Raw genomic sequence first — 17,025 nt, forward strand, 5'->3', positions numbered from 1 at the left:
ATGCCAGTTGTTGCCCTTGTCGTGATCGGAGCCGCCGCAGGGTTCCTCGCCACCCGCCTGATGCGGATTGAGGCTGACATCCCCACCACCATGCTGATCGGTATCGTCGGTGCCTTGGTCGGCGGATTCCTGTTGCGTGCACTGATCACCGTTTCCGGCTGGTTGTCCGGTTTTGTGGGGGCGGTGCTGGGCGCGTTGCTGGTGATCTGGATATGGCAGAGTTTAAAGCGCCGTTAAGGCTTGACCTTTCCCTTGGGTCGCCGCCAGATCAAGCCGAGTTTTCAAGCAGGTGACCCATGTCTTATGATCTGAACGCTGGTGATGTTGCCCTCATGGGCATTCCACTGGATTTGCATTCCTCATTTCTGCAGGGTCCGGCCTTCGCGCCCGGTCGCATTCGCGAGGCGTTGCATTCCGGTGCGGCCAACCTGACGGCCGAGGATGGCACTGATCTGGGGGCCACGGATCGGTTCAAGGATACCGGCGATCTGGATGTGTTCGAGATGCGCGGGCAAGAGCCGATCGACCGGATCGAGGCCGGTGCTACCGCACGGATCGAAACTGGCGCGCGGCTGTTGTCTCTGGGCGGTGATCACTCGGTCGCCTTCCCGCTGATCAAGGCCCATGCCGAGCGGTACGAGGGGCTGAACATCCTGCATATCGACTCGCATCCCGACCTGTATGACACGCAGGATATCGGCCCGCTGGGCCATGGCTGCCCTTTCGCGCGGGTGATGGAGACCGGCAAGATCAAACGTCTGGTGCAGGTCGGCATCCGCACCATGAACAAGCACCAACAGGAGCAGGCGGACAAGTTCGGGGTCGAGGTGATCGATATGCGCAATTGGCGTCCCGATCTGGAGATCAACTTTGACGGGCCGGTCTACCTGTCGCTGGATCTGGATGCGCTGGACCCGGCCTTTGCACCGGGTGTGTCACATCACGAACCCGGTGGGCTCAGCACGCGTGAGGTGATTGACCTGATCCATCGGTTCGAGGGGCAGTTGGTCGGTGCGGATATTGTCGAACTAAACCCCCATCGCGACCCCTATGGCATGACCGCAATGGTGGCCGCGAAATTCGTAAAAGAGATCGGCGCGCGGCTGTTGTCGCGCTGAATTCAGCGCGCATCGCAGGTTGAGGCTGACCCCAGCCGCGTCGCGCGAGTGGTGGCCATGTCGTGGCTGTTGGCCTCGGCGGCTGTCATCCAGTGCATTTCGTCCTCCGAGGCGACTTCTAGCGTGTACCAATAGAAATCCTCGGACACGCCGATATCGTCATAATAGTCCAGATATCGGTCGTGTTCGGGGTCGTCCTCGGGCAGCTCGGTGGCGATGATGCCCCCTCCTCCCCAGCTATGAACGCCGACGCAGGCGCCCGGCTGCAAGGTGCGCCTGTTGCCCGCCAGAAACAGGTCCGTCCCGCCCGAGGCGACCATGCCGTCGGACGGCACGACCGTGTCAAAACCACGTTTGCGTACCTCGCGCGAGAAGATCACGTTGGCATCGTCATCCACCGATCCTTCTATGTTTTGCAGGACAAGCGTTTTGATCTGCGGGTTGTCGGCGGCCACCACTCGAAAGGCACCAAGGGTGGTGTGGTCGATGGCTCCGGTGACAACGATCTGATCGCCCTGGGCTACGAATTGGGTCGGGCTGTAGGGTTCCGCGCAAGCGACGAGGCAAAGCGCACTGGCGGCGAGCAAAGACAGGGCAGGTTTCACAAGCGGGCCTTAGGTTTGTTTCGGTGTTATACGCCCTATTGGCGCGGCGGGCGGGCTTTGTAGACAGGAAGCCTCCAACCAAAGATAAGCGATCCGGCGCGCAAGGCCCAGCAGATCGCGGCACATAGCGCCAGCGCGGGCAGGCCTTCTAGCCCAAGTCGTGTCGCGACCACCGCCGTCAACGCACCTGCAAACGCGCATGAGACGTAAAGCTCACCCTGTTTAAGCACCAGAGGGACTTCATTACAGACCACATCGCGCATCAATCCGCCCAGACATCCGGTGGTTACGCCCATCAGCACCACGACGATGCCGGATTGATCCAGCGAAAGCGCTGCTCCAGTTCCCGCAGCAACGGCAATGGACAAAGCGAAACTGTCCAGCCAGATCAGCCAGCTATAGCGGCTTTCGACCAGATGCGCGGTGAAGAACACCAGAACGGCGGCCCCGACCGCAATCAGGATGTAGTCCGGCTGGCCGACCCAGAAGACGGGATGGCGATTCAGCAGCAGGTCCCGCACGGTGCCGCCTCCGACCGCAGTCAGGCAGGCGATAAAGGCAAACCCGACCAGATCAAGCTGCGCCCGGCTGGCCACCAGCGCCCCGGTCAGCGCAAAGACCAGAACCGAGGCATAGTCCAGCAGGGCAAGCGCGCTCACTCCTGCGCCTTTGCGGGTTTGAAGGGGGCCATGCCCGCACGGGCCAGTTCATCCGCTTTTTCGTTTTCGGCATGGCCCGCATGGCCTTTGACCCATTCCCATGTCACATCATGACGACCCTGCGCTTCGTCCAACCGCTGCCATAGGTCGACATTCTTGACGGGTTTCTTGTTCGAGGTTTTCCAACCGTTCCGCTTCCACCCGAAAATCCAGCCCGTCACGCCGTTCTTCACATAGGCGCTGTCGGTCACAACGGTGATTTTGGACGCGCGCTCCAGCGCCTCTAACGCGCTGATAGCAGCCAGCAGTTCCATGCGATTGTTGGTGGTTTCGGCCTCACCGCCCTTGAGTTCCCGTTCTTTCAGGACCGAGTCCCCCTGCATCGCGCGCAGCAGCACGCCCCAGCCACCGGGGCCGGGATTGCCGGAACAGGCACCATCGGTATAGGCAAATAGCTCAGGCATGGGCGGCAATCCCAATCCAGTCCGAGACCGAGCCATCCAGCCCGGTTCCGCTGCCAAGTCGTCGTGCGGTGACGGCAAAGCCCGCCTTTTGAAGATAGGTTTTCAAGTCTTCCTCGGAATAATAGCTGTAGAAGCGCCCCAAACGATCCGGCCCTTCACCCTGTCCCAGCTTCATGGCGATATAGAAGACGCCCTTGGGTTTCAACGCCCGGTGAATGGCCGCCAAATGGTTCGAGAAATCCGCGCGCTTGGCGTGCAGAAGGCTGAAATTGGCCCAGATGCCGTCATAGACATCCTCGTCCTTCAGGTCCGAGAACGCCGCCTGGCGGGCGGAAACGTCAGGATGGGCCGAGGCCAGCCGGACCATCTCGGCCGAGGCATCCATGGCCACAACCCGTAGCCCCGCCTGCGCCATGATCACCGCCGAGGCACCGGGGCCGCAGCCCAAATCCAACACCTTTCCGCCTGTTGGTACCGCCTGAATGAAACGGGTCAGTTGTGGGTCCTCGGTGTTGGCCTCTTCGGTCAGGTCGGCATAGCGCGCGGCCTGTTCGTCGTAGACTGAGATCGTCTCACGATCGCTCATAGGTATACCCCGACAGCCAAGCATAACAGCACGATTGCCGTCAGCAGGATACGCAATCGCATCCACCAGCGCGGCGCGAGGCCCCAATACCAGAACAGGGCGTCCAACACCAAAAGCCCGGCAAAGCCGATCATCAGATTGGTGCCGGCGCTGATCGGCCCGCCGCCTGTCATGAAGAAGGCCCAAAGGGCGGGAAGGACCGACAGGGTGTAGCCTACAGTCGCCTTGCTGCCCGAGGTCTTGGTGGCAAAGCCCCACAAAACACCGGACATGAAACTCAGGATAACCGAGCCATATAACAGCTGGATGTAAGGCCCAACGAAACGAGAGCCCAGCTCACGCATGCCCAGATCGTGCAGGTCCGAGTTCAGATAGGTCAGCGCCCCCCAAATGAACGGGATCAGCCCCGCCAACCCCAGATAGAGCGCAGATTTGGGGACGCCGTTCATGCTGGTTGCCTCAGCACGCGGGGGACTTTGAATTCGACGTTTTCGACGGCGGTTTCCACAAGGTCGACGGTTACCTCGTAGTGATCGCTGAACGCGTCGATGACTTCATTCACCAGTACCTCGGGGGCTGAGGCCCCGGCAGTGATTGCAATGCTCGAAATTCCCTCAAGCGCGCGCCAGTCGATATCGGTGGCGCGTTGAACCAACTGCGCATAGTTGCATCCGGCGCGCGAGGCGACCTCGACCAATCGCCGGGAGTTGGAAGAGTTCGGCGCACCCACCACCAGCAGCGCATCCGCTTTTGGCGCAACGGCTTTCACGGCCTCTTGCCGGTTGGTGGTGGCGTAGCAGATGTCTTCCTTGTGCGGGCCGACGATCTTGGGGAAACGCTCTTCAAGCGCTGCGATGATATCCTTGGTGTCATCAACCGAAAGGGTGGTCTGGGTGACAAAGGCCAGCTGATCCGGGTCTCGGACCTGAACGGTGGCGACATCTTCGACGGTTTCGACCAGCAGCACCTCGCCTTCGGGCAGTTGTCCCATGGTGCCGATGGTCTCGGGGTGGCCTTTGTGGCCGATCATGATCATCTGCAGGCCGTTGTCCGAGTGGCGCTGCGCCTCAACATGGACCTTCGAGACCAGAGGGCAGGTGGCATCGACATACATCATCTCGCGACGAGCGGCCGTGGCAGGTACGGATTTGGGGACCCCATGAGCCGAGAAGATCACCGGCCGGTCATCTGGACACTCATCCAGTTCCTCGACAAACACGGCCCCCTTGGCGCGCAGCCCGTCGACCACGAATTTGTTGTGGACGATCTCGTGCCGGACATAGACCGGCGCGCCCCATTTCTGCAGCGCCATCTCGACGATCTTGATGGCACGGTCCACGCCCGCGCAGAACCCGCGCGGCGCGGCCAGGTACAAAGTCAATGGCGGCTTGGTCATGTCGCTGTCTCCTTGCGCCACAGGTAGGTCTTTTCACGGCCTTGGTCCAGACAGGGCGGCGTCATTGATCTGACATGAATCACTGATAGCCGTTAGGTGTTTCAGTACCAAACCTTAGTTAAAGAAGCGCGGCCAGGGTTTCATACCCTGACCGCGCTAATCTCATCCCCAATCGTGACGCCGAGGGCTAGTGCCCGCCGGCGGCAGCAACACTGCGTGGTTCGGTCGGCATTTCCCGAGGCGGGCGGCCGATCACGTCGCGCAGATCCTCCAGTTCGATGAAGTTGTCGGCCTGGCGGCGCAGCTCGTCCGAGATCATCGGCGGCTGGCTGCGGATGGTCGACACGACCGAAACACGTACGCCCTGACGTTGCAGGCTGGCAATCAGCGGGCGGAAATCCCCATCGCCCGAGAACAGTACGATATGATCAACGCGTGGCGCCAGTTCCATGGCATCGACGGTGAGTTCGATATCCATGTTACCCTTCACCTTCCGACGCCCCATGCTGTCGGTGTATTCCTTGGCCGGTTTGGTCACCATGGTGAAGCCATTGTAGTGCAGCCAGTCAACAAGTGGTCGGATCGGAGAGTACTCGTCATTCTCCAGCAGCGCTGTGTAGTAGAAAGCACGCAGAAGCTTACCGCGGCGCATGAATTCCTGCCGCAGAAGCTTGTAGTCGATGTCGAAGCCAAGTGCTTTTGCGGCGGCATAAAGATTCGAGCCGTCGATGAACAGCGCTAGCCGTTCGTCCTTATAAAACATAAATAGGTCCTTCCGGTATAATCCAGCCCGCTGCGCGTTTAAGAGTGAGTGGTGTAAAATTAAGCGTGCTAGTGTGCCTATAATTAGGGCTTTTAATGCGCATCGCAAGTATGCATTTGGCCGAATATGGGGGTATTAATGGGCAAAACCACGTCAAATGCAGTTGTTGCGATGGGCGCAAATCTCAATCTGAGCGGACTAGGGCCCAAGGTGACACTTCGCAACGCAATAACAGCGCTTGAGGACCGTGGTGTGGTGATTCGCGCTGAAAGCCGGTTTTTTGAAACCCCCTGTTTCCCTCCGGGCGCGGGCCCCGACTATGTCAATGCTGCCCTTCTGATCGAGACTGACCTTCCGCCGGCACAGCTGCTGGAGGTTCTGCATGAGGTCGAACACAAGTTCGGTCGTGAACGGGTGCAGCGCTGGGGGATGCGGACGCTGGACCTGGATCTGGTGGCCTACGAGGATCAGTTACTGCCCGATCCCGCCACCTTCGATCACTGGCTGACCCTGTCAGCGGATGTGCAGCGTCAAGAGGCCCCAGATCAGCTGATTTTGCCCCATCCCCGCCTGCAGGACCGGGCCTTTGTGCTTGTCCCCATGGCCGACGTAGCCCCGGATTGGCGCCATCCGGTTCTAGGCCAGACCGTCCAACAAATGCTCGAGGCACTGCCAGCTGAAGATATAGCAGCGGTCACACCTTTGTAGATTGGTGGATTTGCGCTATTTCCTGCTTGTCAACGCGTCCAATCGGTCTTAGATACAACGCTTCCTGATATGGACTCAGCAACGGAGTAGCGTTCCATGGCCCGCGTGACGGTTGAAGACTGCGTAGACAAGGTTCCCAACCGGTTTGAACTGGTGATGCTTGCCGCCCATCGTGCGCGTGAGATTTCCGCCGGTGGACCGATCACTGTGGACCGTGACAACGACAAGAACCCCGTTGTCTCGCTGCGTGAAATCGCCGACGAAACCCAGAGCGCGGATGAACTGCGCGAGCGTCTGATCGAGGCCAACCAGACCCAGATCGAGGTTGATGAGCCGGAAGAAGATCAGATGGCTCTGCTGATGGGTGCCGAATCGGACAAACCTGCCGAAGATGATATGTCGGAAGAAAAACTCCTGCGCGCTCTGATGGAGGCTCAAGGGCAGGGGTAAGCCCTCAAAACGAAGGTGCGGACCGGATGATTTCTGCTGACGACCTGATTGCGCTGGTCCGCAATTATAACCCAAAAACAAACGCTGAACGCATCGCAAAGGCCTATGAATTCGGCCAGCAGATGCACGAAGGGCAGTTCCGCCATTCCGGTGAGCCCTATTTTACCCATCCCGTTGCCGTCGCCGCCATCCTGACCGAACAGCGTCTGGATGATGCGACCATTATCACGGCGCTTTTGCACGACACGATCGAAGACACCAAAGCCAGCTATGGCAAAGTAGCTGAGCTGTTCGGGGAAGAGGTCGCCAAACTGGTCGATGGCGTCACCAAACTGACCAATCTGCAACTCTCCAGCCGCGAAACCAAACAGGCCGAGAATTTCCGTAAGCTGTTCATGGCCATGTCCAAAGACCTGCGGGTGATCCTGGTCAAGCTGGCCGACCGCTTGCACAACATGCGCACGATCAAGGCAATGCGCCCTGAAAAGCAGATCGTCAAAGCACGCGAGACGATGGATATCTACGCGCCGCTTGCGGGTCGGATGGGGATGCAGTGGATGCGCGAGGAACTCGAAGACCTCGCCTTCCGTGTGCTGAACCCCGAAGGACGTCAGTCGATCATCCGCCGCTTCATCACCCTGCAGCGCGAAACCGGAGACGTGATTCACCGGATCACCGGCGACATGCGCCATGAGCTGGAGAAAGCGGGCATCGAGGCAGAAGTTTTTGGCCGCGCCAAGAAACCCTATTCGATCTGGCGAAAGATGCAGGAAAAGGATCAGGGCTTCTCGCGCCTGTCCGATATCTACGGGTTCCGCATCATCACCGAAACCGAGGAAGACTGCTATCGCACCCTCGGCGCGATCCACCAGCGCTGGCGCGCGGTACCCGGCAGGTTCAAGGACTATATTTCTCAACCGAAATCGAACGGCTACCGCTCGATCCACACCACTGTCTCGGGGCGTGACGGCAAACGGGTCGAAGTTCAGATCCGTACCCGCCAGATGCACGATGTGGCTGAAACCGGCGTGGCCGCGCATTGGTCTTATCGCGACGGTGTCCGGACCGAAAACCCATTTGCGGTCGACCCCGCCAAGTGGATTTCGAACCTGACCGAGCAATTCGACAATGAGGAAGATCACGAAGACTTCCTCGAAGCCGTCAAGCTTGAGATGTACTCGGACCAGGTGTTCTGCTTCACGCCGAAAGGCGATGTCGTGAAGCTACCACGCGGGGCGACGCCGATTGATTTTGCCTACGCCATCCACACCCGTATTGGCCACGCCTGTGTCGGGGCAAAGGTCGATGCGATCCGCGTGCCGCTCTGGACCCGGCTGAAGAACGGGCAATCGGTCGATATCATCACCGCTGATGGACAAACCCCTCAGGTGACTTGGCTTGAGATTGCTGTCACCGGCAAGGCCCGCACCGCGATCCGCCGCGCCCTGCGCGAGGTTGACCGCGAACGGTTCATTAAACTGGGCAAAGAGCTTGCGCGTTCCGGGTTTGAACATGTGGGTCGCAAATCCACCGATAAGGCGCTGGATACAGCCGCCAAGCACTTACGTCTGAGAGACCGGCATGAGCTGCTGGCACGTTTGGGCAGTGCCGAACTGACAGCCCATGATGTGGTCAGCGCCGTTTATCCGGAACTGACACAGGATGACGGCGATGCGATCCCCCTGCGGCGCGCCGTGATCGGTCTTGAGCCAGGTCAGAAATTCGACCGCGCCCCCTGCTGTCAGCCCCTTCCGGGCGAGCGGATTGTCGGCATCACGCATCGGGGCAAGGGCGTTGAGGTTCACGCGATCGACTGCAACCGCCTGGGCGCATACGAGAATGAGCCCGAGCGGTGGGTCGATCTTCACTGGCATTCCGGCACCCACCCGGCGGTCTATGGCGCGACACTTGACCTCACCATCGGCAACGATGCGGGCGTACTGGGGCGTATTTGCACATTGATCGGCGAGAAAAAGGCCAATATCTCGAACCTTGAGTTCGTAGACCGCAAACCGGATTTTTACCGACTGCTGATCAATGTCGAACTGCGAGACCTTGAACAATTGCATTCGCTGATGCTGATGCTCGAGGCAGAAAGTGATGTGGCCGCTGTCGAACGGTACCGAGAGCGTGAAAATGCCGCCCTGCCGGCTGGTTGAGATGAGGTGATCAGGAGTGGTTTTCAAGCGCCGAGATCGACGCTCTCCCATTCAGGCCGCATCTGAGTTTGTCTATCCACGTGGCGGATGGACCCGCGCCTTTCACTATGTCAAACATCGCGTTCGCCGCTTGCCGGACTCGCCTGAGCGTATTGCACGCGGTATCGGGGCAGGGGTATTTGCAGCATTTACCCCCTTCTATGGCCTGCATTTTCTGGTCGCCGCCATCGGCGCGCGCCTGCTCAACGGCAATATCGTGGCCGCCCTCAGCGGCACGTTCTTCGGCAATCCACTGACCTATGTTCCGATTGGCGTAATCTGCTTGCAGACAGGGCATTTCCTTCTGGGAACTGAATTCGAGAAAAGCGAAACCCGCGGCCTAATGGGGAAATTCGCGGATGCGATGGGTGATTTGAAGAACAACTTCCTCGCCATGTTTACCGACCGCGTCGCGGATTGGCACGGCTTGGGCCTGTTCTACCGCGAGGTGTTCTACCCCTACATGATCGGCGGCATTCTTCCCGGTCTGCTGGCGGGGGTGATCTGCTTTTATCTCAGCCTGCCGCTGATCCGCACCTATCAACAGCGCCGTCGCGCGCGGATCAAAGCCAAATTCGACGAAATCAAACGTCTGGCTGAAACCGAGGCTGACACTTCGGTGGAAAAGGCACTAGCTTCAGCTCAAACCGTAAAAAAGGAATCGCGCGATGTCTGACACTTATCTGCGTCTTGGTGTGAATATCGACCACGTCGCCACCGTGCGTAACGCACGCGGTGGGGCTTATCCCGACCCGCTGCGTGCCGCCAAACTGGCCGAAGAGGCCGGGGCCGATGGCATTACGGCGCATCTGCGCGAAGACCGCCGTCACATCTCGGATGCGGATATCGATGGGCTAATGGACGTCCTCTCGGTCCCTCTGAACTTTGAAATGGCGGCCACCGAAGAGATGCAGAAGATCGCCCTGCGGCACAAACCTCATGCAGTCTGTATCGTGCCGGAAAAGCGCGAAGAACGCACCACCGAAGGCGGGCTGGAAGTCGCGCGGGAGGAAAACAAGCTGGCCCATTTCATTGCTCCGCTGCGCGATGTCGGCTGTCGCGTGTCGATCTTCATCGCCGCTGACCAACGCCAGATCGAGGCCGCCCACCGTATCGGCGCCGAGGTGATCGAGCTACACACAGGCGCCTATTGTGACGCCTTCGCCGAAGGCCGCATGGAAGACGCCGAGCGTGAGCTGGAAAGCCTGCGCCAGATGTCGACCTTCGCCCATTCGCTGGGCCTCGAAGTCCATGCTGGCCACGGGTTGACCTATGAGACGGTGAAACCCGTCGCGGCCTTCCCCGAAGTGCGTGAATTGAACATCGGCCACTTCCTGATCGGCGAGTCGATCTTTCTGGGCCTTACCCCCGCCATACAGGAAATGCGCCGCCTGATGGATGAGTCGCGGGCGTGATCACGCCGACTTTCATAGCGATCTGGTTTGCCTGGTTGATGGCCGGTGGCTCACCCGGTCCGGCCACCATGGGCATTGCCGGTACCGCTATGTCTGAAGGTCGCCGCGCAGGGCTGGTCTTTGCACTTGGCATATGCGCGGGCTCTGCTGCTTGGGGGATTACCGCCGCGCTGGGCTTGTCGGCGATCATGCTGGCAAATGTCTGGGTCTTCGAGGTGATCCGTTACTTTGGTGTCGCCTATTTGGGCTGGCTGGCCCTCAAGGCCCTGCGCCGCGCGATGACCGCCGGTGAGGTGCCGTTGGGCACGCCTGTCACCGGGTCGCTGCGTACGATCTTTGCGAAAGGTGCAGCCATTCACCTGACGAACCCCAAGGCCATCCTCAGCTGGGGATCGATCTATACGATCATGGCCCCAAATGACGCCAGCCTTTTGGTCTTGTTGGGGTATTTCGGCCTGCTCTATTCAGGATCGTTGCTGATCTTCATCGGTTACGCCTTCCTGTTCTCCTCCGCGCGTATGGTCAGCGCCTACCGGCGCGCTCGCCGCTGGTTCGATTTTGCCTTTGCGGGGTTCTTCGGCGTCGCCAGCTATAAGATTTTGACGGTGCGCTTGTCGTGATCCTCGGTGTCGGCACAGATCTCGCGAATATCGAACGCATTCAGCGCGCGCTCGACCGTTTCGGCGACCGTTTTCGCAATCGCGTTTTCACCGAGATCGAGCAGCGCAAGGCCGAACGTCGCCACGACACTGCAGGTACCTATGCCAAACGCTGGGCCGCGAAAGAGGCTTGTTCCAAGGCGTTGGGCACCGGTCTGCGCATGGGTATCGCCTGGAAGGACATGGCGGTCAGCAACCTGCACACGGGCCAGCCTGTGATGCATGTAACTGGCTGGGCCGCCGACCGGCTGCGCCAGATGACGCCAGAGGGTCATGAGGCGATCATCCACGTCACCCTGACCGATGACCACCCCTGGGCGCAGGCCTTTGTGGTGATCGAGGCGCGCCCGCTCCAAGAACCCGGTACGCAGCCTTGACTTGCCACCGCATGGCCCGCATGTAGCACCCAACACACCAAGGAGCAGAGAGCAGTATGGCCGAGGACGTCAAAACCGGAAATCCCATCTGGGAGACGATCAAAACCATCGTCTACGCCCTGTTGATTGCAGGCGTTTTCCGCACCCTGTTCTTCCAGCCCTTCTGGATTCCCTCCGGCTCGATGAAACAGACCCTGCTGATCGGCGATTTCCTGTTCGTCAACAAGATGGCCTACGGTTACTCCTACGCCTCCTGCCCCAGCCTGATCATCCCCAGTGTCGGTCTGAATATCGACGCCGAGGATATCTGCGGCTGGCTTCCGGGCGACGACGATACCCGTATCTGGGGCGGAGAGCCCGAACGCGGCGACGTCATCGTTTTCCGTCACCCTGTGACGGGCCGTGACTATATCAAACGCCTCATCGGTCTGCCGGGCGACCGCGTTCAGGTTCGCCAAGGGCAGATCATCCTGAATGGCACACCCGTCCCGCAAGAAGCTGATGGCGTGTTCACCGAAGTGGCTGCTCCTCAAGGCCCGCAACGCTTGCGTCCGCGCTGCTCCAACGGTCCGGTCGGTATCGGTGGCGTCTGTGAGAAAGAGCGCTTTGTCGAAACCCTGCCCAATGGCGTATCCTACGACGTGCTGAGTATCGGCAATCAGGGGTCTGACAATACCGGCATCTACACGGTGCCCGAAGGCCACTATTTCTTCATGGGCGACAACCGCGATAACTCTGCCGACAGCCGTCTACCGCAATCTGCTGGCGGGGTAGGCTATGTTCCCTACGAAAACCTGATTGGTCGCGCCGACCGGATCATGTTCTCTTCAGCTGGCCGGTCTATGCTGTTCTTCTGGACATGGCGCAGCGACCGCTTCTTCAAGGCGGTCAATTGAAGGTATCGGCCGACATAAAGGCATTTCAGCAACGCTTGGGGTACGAATTCTCGAACCCCGAGCTGCTGGTTAGGGCACTAACCCACGGTTCGGTTTCGTCCGCCACCCGGCCCGACAACCAAAGGCTCGAATTCTTGGGCGACCGCGTTCTGGGTCTCGTAATGGCAACAGCCTTGCTGGAGGCGGACAAGAAAGCCTCCGAAGGACAACTGGCCCCTCGTTTTAATGCGCTGGTGCGTAAAGAGGCCTGCGCTGATGTCGCCCGTCAGATTGATCTGGGTGCCGTGCTCAAACTCGGGCGGTCCGAGATGCTGTCCGGCGGCCGCCGCAAACAGGCGCTTCTAGGCGACGCGATGGAGGCAGTAATCGCCGCCATCTACCGCGACGCCGGTTTCGAGGCCGCCCGCGATGTCATCCTCGCCCTCTGGGGGGATCGCATCCACACGGTCGAATCCGACGCCCGCGACGCCAAAACCTCGCTGCAGGAATGGGCACAGGCGCGCGGCCAGAAGCCGCCCAGTTATATCGAGGTCAAACGCAGCGGCCCCGACCACGCGCCGGTCTTTACCATCGCCGCCCGCCTACAGGACGGGACCGAGGCACAGGCCACCGCCGGATCAAAGCGCCAGGCCGAACAGGCGGCGGCAAAAGCCCTTTTGGACTCGCTGCCGACGTAGCCCCCGTTCATCTTCCAAAACCCGATCCGCTCTTCATCTGGCCAAAAATATCCCGGGGGTGAGGCCGGATGAAATCTGGACGAGGGGGCTGGCCCCCTACCGGTCGGATTGGCGCGGCCAACCCGATGCCTAAATCACTTTGATATACCCGGTCAGACCGGTTTTCTGATGCTCGATCACATGACAATGAAAGGCCCAGTCGCCGGGATTGTCTGCGACCAAAGCGATTTCAACGATTTCATCTTTCAGCAGCAGCATGGTATCGGTCAGCAAGGGCGGCAGCTTGCGTAAGTTCGACTGCAACGGCATAAACACAAGCCCATGCAGGTGGATCGGATGCAGGTTTGGCGATTCGTTTCGTAGCCGCAGAACATAGCTCTTGCCCATCTCCAAAACGGCCAGAGGGCCAACGCCCTCTGCGGCATCACCCGCCCAAGGGGTCCGGTTGATTGACCAGAAATTATATCCCAAAGAGCCACAGAACCCGTTATTCGGTTCTCCACCTTCGGGCGTCCAGCCAAAGACAAACTCATGTAGCTCGGCCGTGGCGAGATCAGGCCGTGCAACCGGGTTCGGAGGTAGTGGTTTCAACTCCTGCAAATCCCGCGCAACATCCGCGCCTACGGCCCGAAGACGTGCCATCGGGCGATGTGGTTGGCCTGGCAGTTTCGCGACCAGATTTATCATCTGCCCCTCGCCCGAGGGCATCGCCACCGCGAAATCCACCCGTTGGCCCGGTCCGACCAGCAGAGGGTCATCGGCGTTTGGCAGGGGCACCGCGACATCCACCGGATGTCCGTCCCATGCGATGATGCGGGCCATGGCGCCCGAAAGATGCAGCCGATAGATCCGGGTCGTGTCTGTGTTCACCACCCGCAGCCGTACCAACCCGCCCGAAATGTGGTCGTAGACAGGTGTATCCAGCCAGTTCGCGGTTTGCAGATTGCCGAATGTCCCGGCTCGCGCCGCGCCGCGCTGGGTGAAGGCGGGCAGGAACTGGTCCTCGTCATCCAGTCGGAAATCGCGCAGGTTAATGACCTGTTCGCTGTCAAACCCTGGGTCTTCGCCCTCTGCAATAACCATCACGCCGGTCAGACCATGGGCCATCTGCTCCATCGTCATGCAATGGGGGTGGTACCAATAGGTCCCGGCGTCGGGGGGCGTGAACTCATAGTCGAACAGTTCATTTGGCCCCAGCGGCATCTGGGTCAGATAAGGCACGCCGTCCATCGCGTTGGGAATGCGCAGCCCGTGCCAATGCATCGCGGTGTAGTCTAGTGTCGAGTTGCGTACTGGCAGGCGCATCGCCTCACCCTGACGACCCCGCAGTACCGGCGGTGGCGCATCAGAGGATAGGCTGACCATCCCGGTCGTCACCTGATCGCGCAGTGCGAAACTGGCCGATTGAATGATCAGTTCAGGCGCGGCCGAGGCCAGACCGAACCCTCCCATTCCGATTGCCCCTGCGGCGGCGCTGGTGCCCAAAAGGAACTCGCGACGTTTCATGATTTGCCTCTTTGATGAAATCCTCGCCTGGCTGTCATCGGCGTGGCGTTTGGCTACAGTTTCACTGCGTTCCGCGGACCGCAATGCGACAAATCCCTCTGGCCTGCGCGGGCATTCTGCTATAGGGGTGCGCACTTGCAAACAGGATCGCAACCACATGACCACACGCGCCGGATTTATCGCCCTGATTGGAGAGCCAAACGCAGGCAAATCCACCCTTTTGAACCGCATGGTCGGGGCCAAGGTCTCGATCGTGACGCATAAGGTGCAGACCACCCGCGCCCGCATCCGTGGCGTGGCGATGGAGGGCGATGCGCAACTGGTCTTTGTCGACACGCCCGGCCTTTTCAAACCCCGCCGCCGTCTGGACCGTGCCATGGTTGCCGCTGCGTGGGGAGGGGCGGCAGATGCGGATGTCGTCGTCCTGATGATCGAGGCCCATCGCGGCATCACCGAAGGGGTCGAGCGCATCCTCGAAGGGCTCGAGGAGATCGGACAGGGCCGCACCATCGCGCTGGCTATCAACAAGATCGACAAGGTGCCCTCCGAGAAGCTGTTGGCGCTGACCAGCGACTTGAACGCTCGCTACGCTTTTGCTGAGACCTTCATGATCTCGGCCGAGAAAGGCCACGGCGTCGACGATTTGCGCAAATGGCTGGCGGGTGAGCTGCCCGAAGGTCCTTGGCTCTATCCCGAAGACCAAATCGCCGATCTGCCCCTGCGCATGATCGCCGCTGAGATGACACGCGAAAAGCTGACCCTGCGCCTGCATCAGGAACTGCCATATCAGCTGACCGTCGAGACGGAGAACTGGGAAGAGCGCAAAGACGGCTCGGCCCGGATTGATCAGATCATCTACGTCATGCGCGACGGCCACAAAGGCATCGTGCTGGGCAAAAAAGGCGAAACGATCAAGGCTGTTAGTCAAGCCGCGCGGGCCGAACTGGAAGAGTTCCTCGACCGCAAGATTCACCTGTTCCTGCAGGTCAAAGTCCGGCCCAACTGGCTGGAGGAATCGGAGAGGTACTCGGAGATGGGTCTGGATTTCAAAGACGGCAACGCATGACCCGCCTGACCGCAGACTTCTGGGTCCATGCCTATCTGGCACGGCTGCGGTTTCAGGAAATCCCGGCCTTTGTGGTGGCGCATGGCGACAACACGGCGGGTGCGGTGCTGGTCAAGCTCAACACGCTTGATGGGCAGGCGGTGGCCTTCCAACGCAGCTTTGACCTGATGAGCGGCGCGCGCAAATGGGTAGAACTCTCTAGCGGTGCCGAGGGTGATGTGGACGAGGCCATCCAACGCCAGCGCAGCTTTGACCCTGATCTCTGGGTGATCGAGGTCGAAGACCGGCAGGGGCGGCATTTACTGGATGAAGAGGGGCTGGAATAGCCCCACTTACAGGGACTTGGACAGGCGGCTTAAACCGTCTAGTTTGAAGGGCAGGTCGGCAAGTCCGATCGTTGAGAAAACCGCAAAAAGGTCAGGTGTTGGCGTGGCTGAAACACTCGCTGAGAAACTTGAGAAATCGAACCTGGGTCATTGGATGCAGCGATTCGAAGGCTTCATGGTCTTCATTGGTGTCGTCGGCCCCTTTGCCACGCTGCCGCAGCTGATCAAACTGTTTTTCACCCATTCACAACACGCCACCGGCCAGTCGCTTTTGTCCTGGTCGCTTTATGCTGCGCTGTCATTCTTGTGGTTTGCCTACGGGTTGGTGGTCGGGAAGCTGCCGATTTACGTGGGCAATGGGATCTCGATGATCCTCAACCTGTTGATGGTGATTGGTATCCTGATGCACGCGGGCCTAACGTTCTGAGTGGGCATTAGCCCAGCAACACCGGCTCCAGCGACACCCGCAGCGATACGGCGGCGAAGAACAGAACACTGCCTGCCAGAACGAAAACATGCCATATCGTGTTGTGATAGGGCATCCAGTCGGACAGGTAGAAGATGACGCCTGCGGTGTAGACTACCCCTCCGGCAATCATCAGGGCGAATACCGAGGGTGGCAGCTCATCCAGCAAGGCATGCCCGCTCCAGACGGCAGCCCAGCCCATTCCCAGATACAAGACCAGCCCGATCCAGCGAAAGCGATGCGGGTCCACCATTTTCAGCACCGACCCCAGCGTGGCCGAGGACCAAAGGCCGATCATCAGCCCCGGGGCTTGCGCTCCGGACAGCAGCAGGAAAGGCGTGTAGGTGCCTGCGATCTTCACATAGATGCCCGAGTGATCCAGCCTGCGAAGAACTTCGGACCATCGATCGCTAACGACCATGTTGTAGAGCGCAGAAAAGCTGAGCATCAGGATCAGCGTCATTCCGTAGATCGACGCGCCCATGACCGCGTCCGGGTCGGCGCGATAGTACATCGTCATGACAATCAGAATGGGAACCGCGATGAGGGCTAGAAACAGGCCCAGAACATGTACAACTCCGTCACTGATGCGCTCGGCCCGGCTGTAGGCTGGCCGGATATGTGCAAAAGATCGCATGGTAAAAGGGTAGGGCCGCTGTCGCGTTTGGGCAAGTCTGCCGGGCTGAACTT

23 protein-coding genes are annotated in these 17,025 nt (G+C 59.7%); 14 read left to right on the forward strand and 9 right to left on the reverse strand.

Features of this window, described 5'->3' with window-relative positions; genetic code table 11:
• Window positions 1-237, forward strand: coding sequence for a GlsB/YeaQ/YmgE family stress response membrane protein (locus ACR0I8_RS19660; protein WP_170692865.1), 237 nt, complete (start codon window positions 1-3; stop codon window positions 235-237).
• Window positions 238-296: 59 nt separating this feature from the next.
• On the forward strand, window positions 297-1,118 hold the full coding sequence (gene speB, locus ACR0I8_RS19665) for an agmatinase (protein ID WP_170692863.1): 822 nt from the start codon (window positions 297-299) through the stop codon (window positions 1,116-1,118).
• A 2-nt stretch (window positions 1,119-1,120) separates the two neighbouring features.
• On the opposite strand, the gene ACR0I8_RS19670 is transcribed toward speB, so the two are convergent.
• The 7 genes from ACR0I8_RS19670 to ACR0I8_RS19700 all read right to left on the reverse strand — a co-directional run bounded on the left by ACR0I8_RS19670 (window position 1,121) and on the right by ACR0I8_RS19700 (window position 5,591).
• A complete protein-coding gene (locus tag ACR0I8_RS19670; protein ID WP_170692854.1) occupies window positions 1,121-1,723 on the reverse strand; it encodes a Clp protease/crotonase-like domain-containing protein in 603 nt (200 codons plus the stop codon).
• A gap of 35 nt (window positions 1,724-1,758) precedes the next feature.
• Window positions 1,759-2,382 carry a trimeric intracellular cation channel family protein gene (locus tag ACR0I8_RS19675; RefSeq protein ID WP_170692850.1) on the reverse strand — a complete coding sequence of 208 codons (624 nt, stop codon included), beginning with the start codon at window positions 2,380-2,382 and terminating at the stop codon, window positions 1,759-1,761.
• Complete coding sequence (gene rnhA, locus ACR0I8_RS19680) at window positions 2,379-2,846, reverse strand: ribonuclease HI (RefSeq protein WP_170692847.1); 468 nt, start codon at window positions 2,844-2,846, stop codon at window positions 2,379-2,381. Before rnhA ends, ACR0I8_RS19675 begins: the two co-directional genes overlap by 4 nt.
• Entirely contained in the window at window positions 2,839-3,432 is a 594-nt protein-coding gene (locus ACR0I8_RS19685) for a methyltransferase domain-containing protein (protein ID WP_170692844.1), read from the reverse strand. Before ACR0I8_RS19685 ends, rnhA begins: the two co-directional genes overlap by 8 nt.
• Window positions 3,429-3,881, reverse strand: a complete 453-nt coding sequence (locus tag ACR0I8_RS19690) for a DUF3429 domain-containing protein (protein WP_170692842.1) — start codon at window positions 3,879-3,881, stop codon at window positions 3,429-3,431. The genes ACR0I8_RS19685 and ACR0I8_RS19690 overlap by 4 nt, the downstream gene beginning before the upstream one ends.
• Entirely contained in the window at window positions 3,878-4,828 is a 951-nt protein-coding gene (ispH, locus tag ACR0I8_RS19695; protein ID WP_170692839.1) for a 4-hydroxy-3-methylbut-2-enyl diphosphate reductase, read from the reverse strand. Before ispH ends, ACR0I8_RS19690 begins: the two co-directional genes overlap by 4 nt.
• Before the next feature lie 187 nt (window positions 4,829-5,015).
• Entirely contained in the window at window positions 5,016-5,591 is a 576-nt protein-coding gene (locus ACR0I8_RS19700) for a LabA-like NYN domain-containing protein (protein WP_039541714.1), read from the reverse strand.
• Between the two features lie 138 nt (window positions 5,592-5,729).
• On the opposite strand from ACR0I8_RS19700, the gene folK reads away from it, so the two are divergent.
• The 9 genes from folK (at window position 5,730) to rnc (ending at window position 12,971) form a co-directional block, all read left to right on the forward strand.
• A complete protein-coding gene (gene folK / locus ACR0I8_RS19705) occupies window positions 5,730-6,299 on the forward strand; it encodes a 2-amino-4-hydroxy-6-hydroxymethyldihydropteridine diphosphokinase (protein WP_170692828.1) in 570 nt (189 codons plus the stop codon).
• A 96-nt stretch (window positions 6,300-6,395) separates the two neighbouring features.
• Window positions 6,396-6,749, forward strand: coding sequence for a DNA-directed RNA polymerase subunit omega (gene rpoZ / locus ACR0I8_RS19710; protein ID WP_170380450.1), 354 nt, complete (start codon window positions 6,396-6,398; stop codon window positions 6,747-6,749).
• Between the two features lie 26 nt (window positions 6,750-6,775).
• Window positions 6,776-8,908 carry a RelA/SpoT family protein gene (locus tag ACR0I8_RS19715; RefSeq protein ID WP_170692825.1) on the forward strand — a complete coding sequence of 711 codons (2,133 nt, stop codon included), beginning with the start codon at window positions 6,776-6,778 and terminating at the stop codon, window positions 8,906-8,908.
• A gap of 16 nt (window positions 8,909-8,924) precedes the next feature.
• Complete coding sequence (locus tag ACR0I8_RS19720; protein WP_170380448.1) at window positions 8,925-9,623, forward strand: DUF2062 domain-containing protein; 699 nt, start codon at window positions 8,925-8,927, stop codon at window positions 9,621-9,623.
• On the forward strand, window positions 9,616-10,362 hold the full coding sequence (locus ACR0I8_RS19725; protein WP_170692822.1) for a pyridoxine 5'-phosphate synthase: 747 nt from the start codon (window positions 9,616-9,618) through the stop codon (window positions 10,360-10,362). The genes ACR0I8_RS19720 and ACR0I8_RS19725 overlap by 8 nt, the downstream gene beginning before the upstream one ends.
• Window positions 10,359-10,982 (forward strand): LysE family translocator, encoded by a 624-nt coding sequence (locus tag ACR0I8_RS19730; protein WP_170692819.1) that lies wholly within the window; start codon window positions 10,359-10,361, stop codon window positions 10,980-10,982. Before ACR0I8_RS19725 ends, ACR0I8_RS19730 begins: the two co-directional genes overlap by 4 nt.
• Window positions 10,979-11,398 carry a holo-ACP synthase gene (gene acpS / locus ACR0I8_RS19735; protein ID WP_170692815.1) on the forward strand — a complete coding sequence of 140 codons (420 nt, stop codon included), beginning with the start codon at window positions 10,979-10,981 and terminating at the stop codon, window positions 11,396-11,398. Before ACR0I8_RS19730 ends, acpS begins: the two co-directional genes overlap by 4 nt.
• Window positions 11,399-11,454: 56 nt before the next feature.
• Entirely contained in the window at window positions 11,455-12,294 is an 840-nt protein-coding gene (lepB, locus tag ACR0I8_RS19740) for a signal peptidase I (RefSeq protein WP_170692812.1), read from the forward strand.
• Window positions 12,291-12,971 carry a ribonuclease III gene (gene rnc, locus ACR0I8_RS19745; protein WP_170380443.1) on the forward strand — a complete coding sequence of 227 codons (681 nt, stop codon included), beginning with the start codon at window positions 12,291-12,293 and terminating at the stop codon, window positions 12,969-12,971. Before lepB ends, rnc begins: the two co-directional genes overlap by 4 nt.
• Before the next feature lie 129 nt (window positions 12,972-13,100).
• On the opposite strand, the gene ACR0I8_RS19750 is transcribed toward rnc, so the two are convergent.
• Window positions 13,101-14,477, reverse strand: a complete 1,377-nt coding sequence (locus ACR0I8_RS19750; RefSeq protein ID WP_170692800.1) for a multicopper oxidase family protein — start codon at window positions 14,475-14,477, stop codon at window positions 13,101-13,103.
• 157 nt (window positions 14,478-14,634) lie between these two features.
• Here ACR0I8_RS19750 and era point away from each other — a divergent pair, with 157 nt between their 5' ends.
• The 3 genes from era (at window position 14,635) to ACR0I8_RS19765 (ending at window position 16,296) form a co-directional block, all read left to right on the forward strand.
• Complete coding sequence (era, locus tag ACR0I8_RS19755) at window positions 14,635-15,543, forward strand: GTPase Era (protein ID WP_170692796.1); 909 nt, start codon at window positions 14,635-14,637, stop codon at window positions 15,541-15,543.
• The gene (locus ACR0I8_RS19760) at window positions 15,540-15,869 is read left to right on the forward strand and encodes a DUF1491 family protein (RefSeq protein ID WP_170474105.1); all 330 of its coding nucleotides are present in this window, start codon (window positions 15,540-15,542) and stop codon (window positions 15,867-15,869) included. Before era ends, ACR0I8_RS19760 begins: the two co-directional genes overlap by 4 nt.
• Window positions 15,870-15,972: 103 nt before the next feature.
• Entirely contained in the window at window positions 15,973-16,296 is a 324-nt protein-coding gene (locus ACR0I8_RS19765; RefSeq protein ID WP_170692793.1) for a SemiSWEET transporter, read from the forward strand.
• A 7-nt stretch (window positions 16,297-16,303) separates the two neighbouring features.
• On the opposite strand, the gene trhA is transcribed toward ACR0I8_RS19765, so the two are convergent.
• Window positions 16,304-16,972, reverse strand: coding sequence for a PAQR family membrane homeostasis protein TrhA (gene trhA, locus ACR0I8_RS19770; protein ID WP_170692789.1), 669 nt, complete (start codon window positions 16,970-16,972; stop codon window positions 16,304-16,306).
• Between the last annotated feature and the right edge of the window lie 53 nt (window positions 16,973-17,025).

This window comes from Ruegeria sp. BG9 (assembly GCF_056538305.1).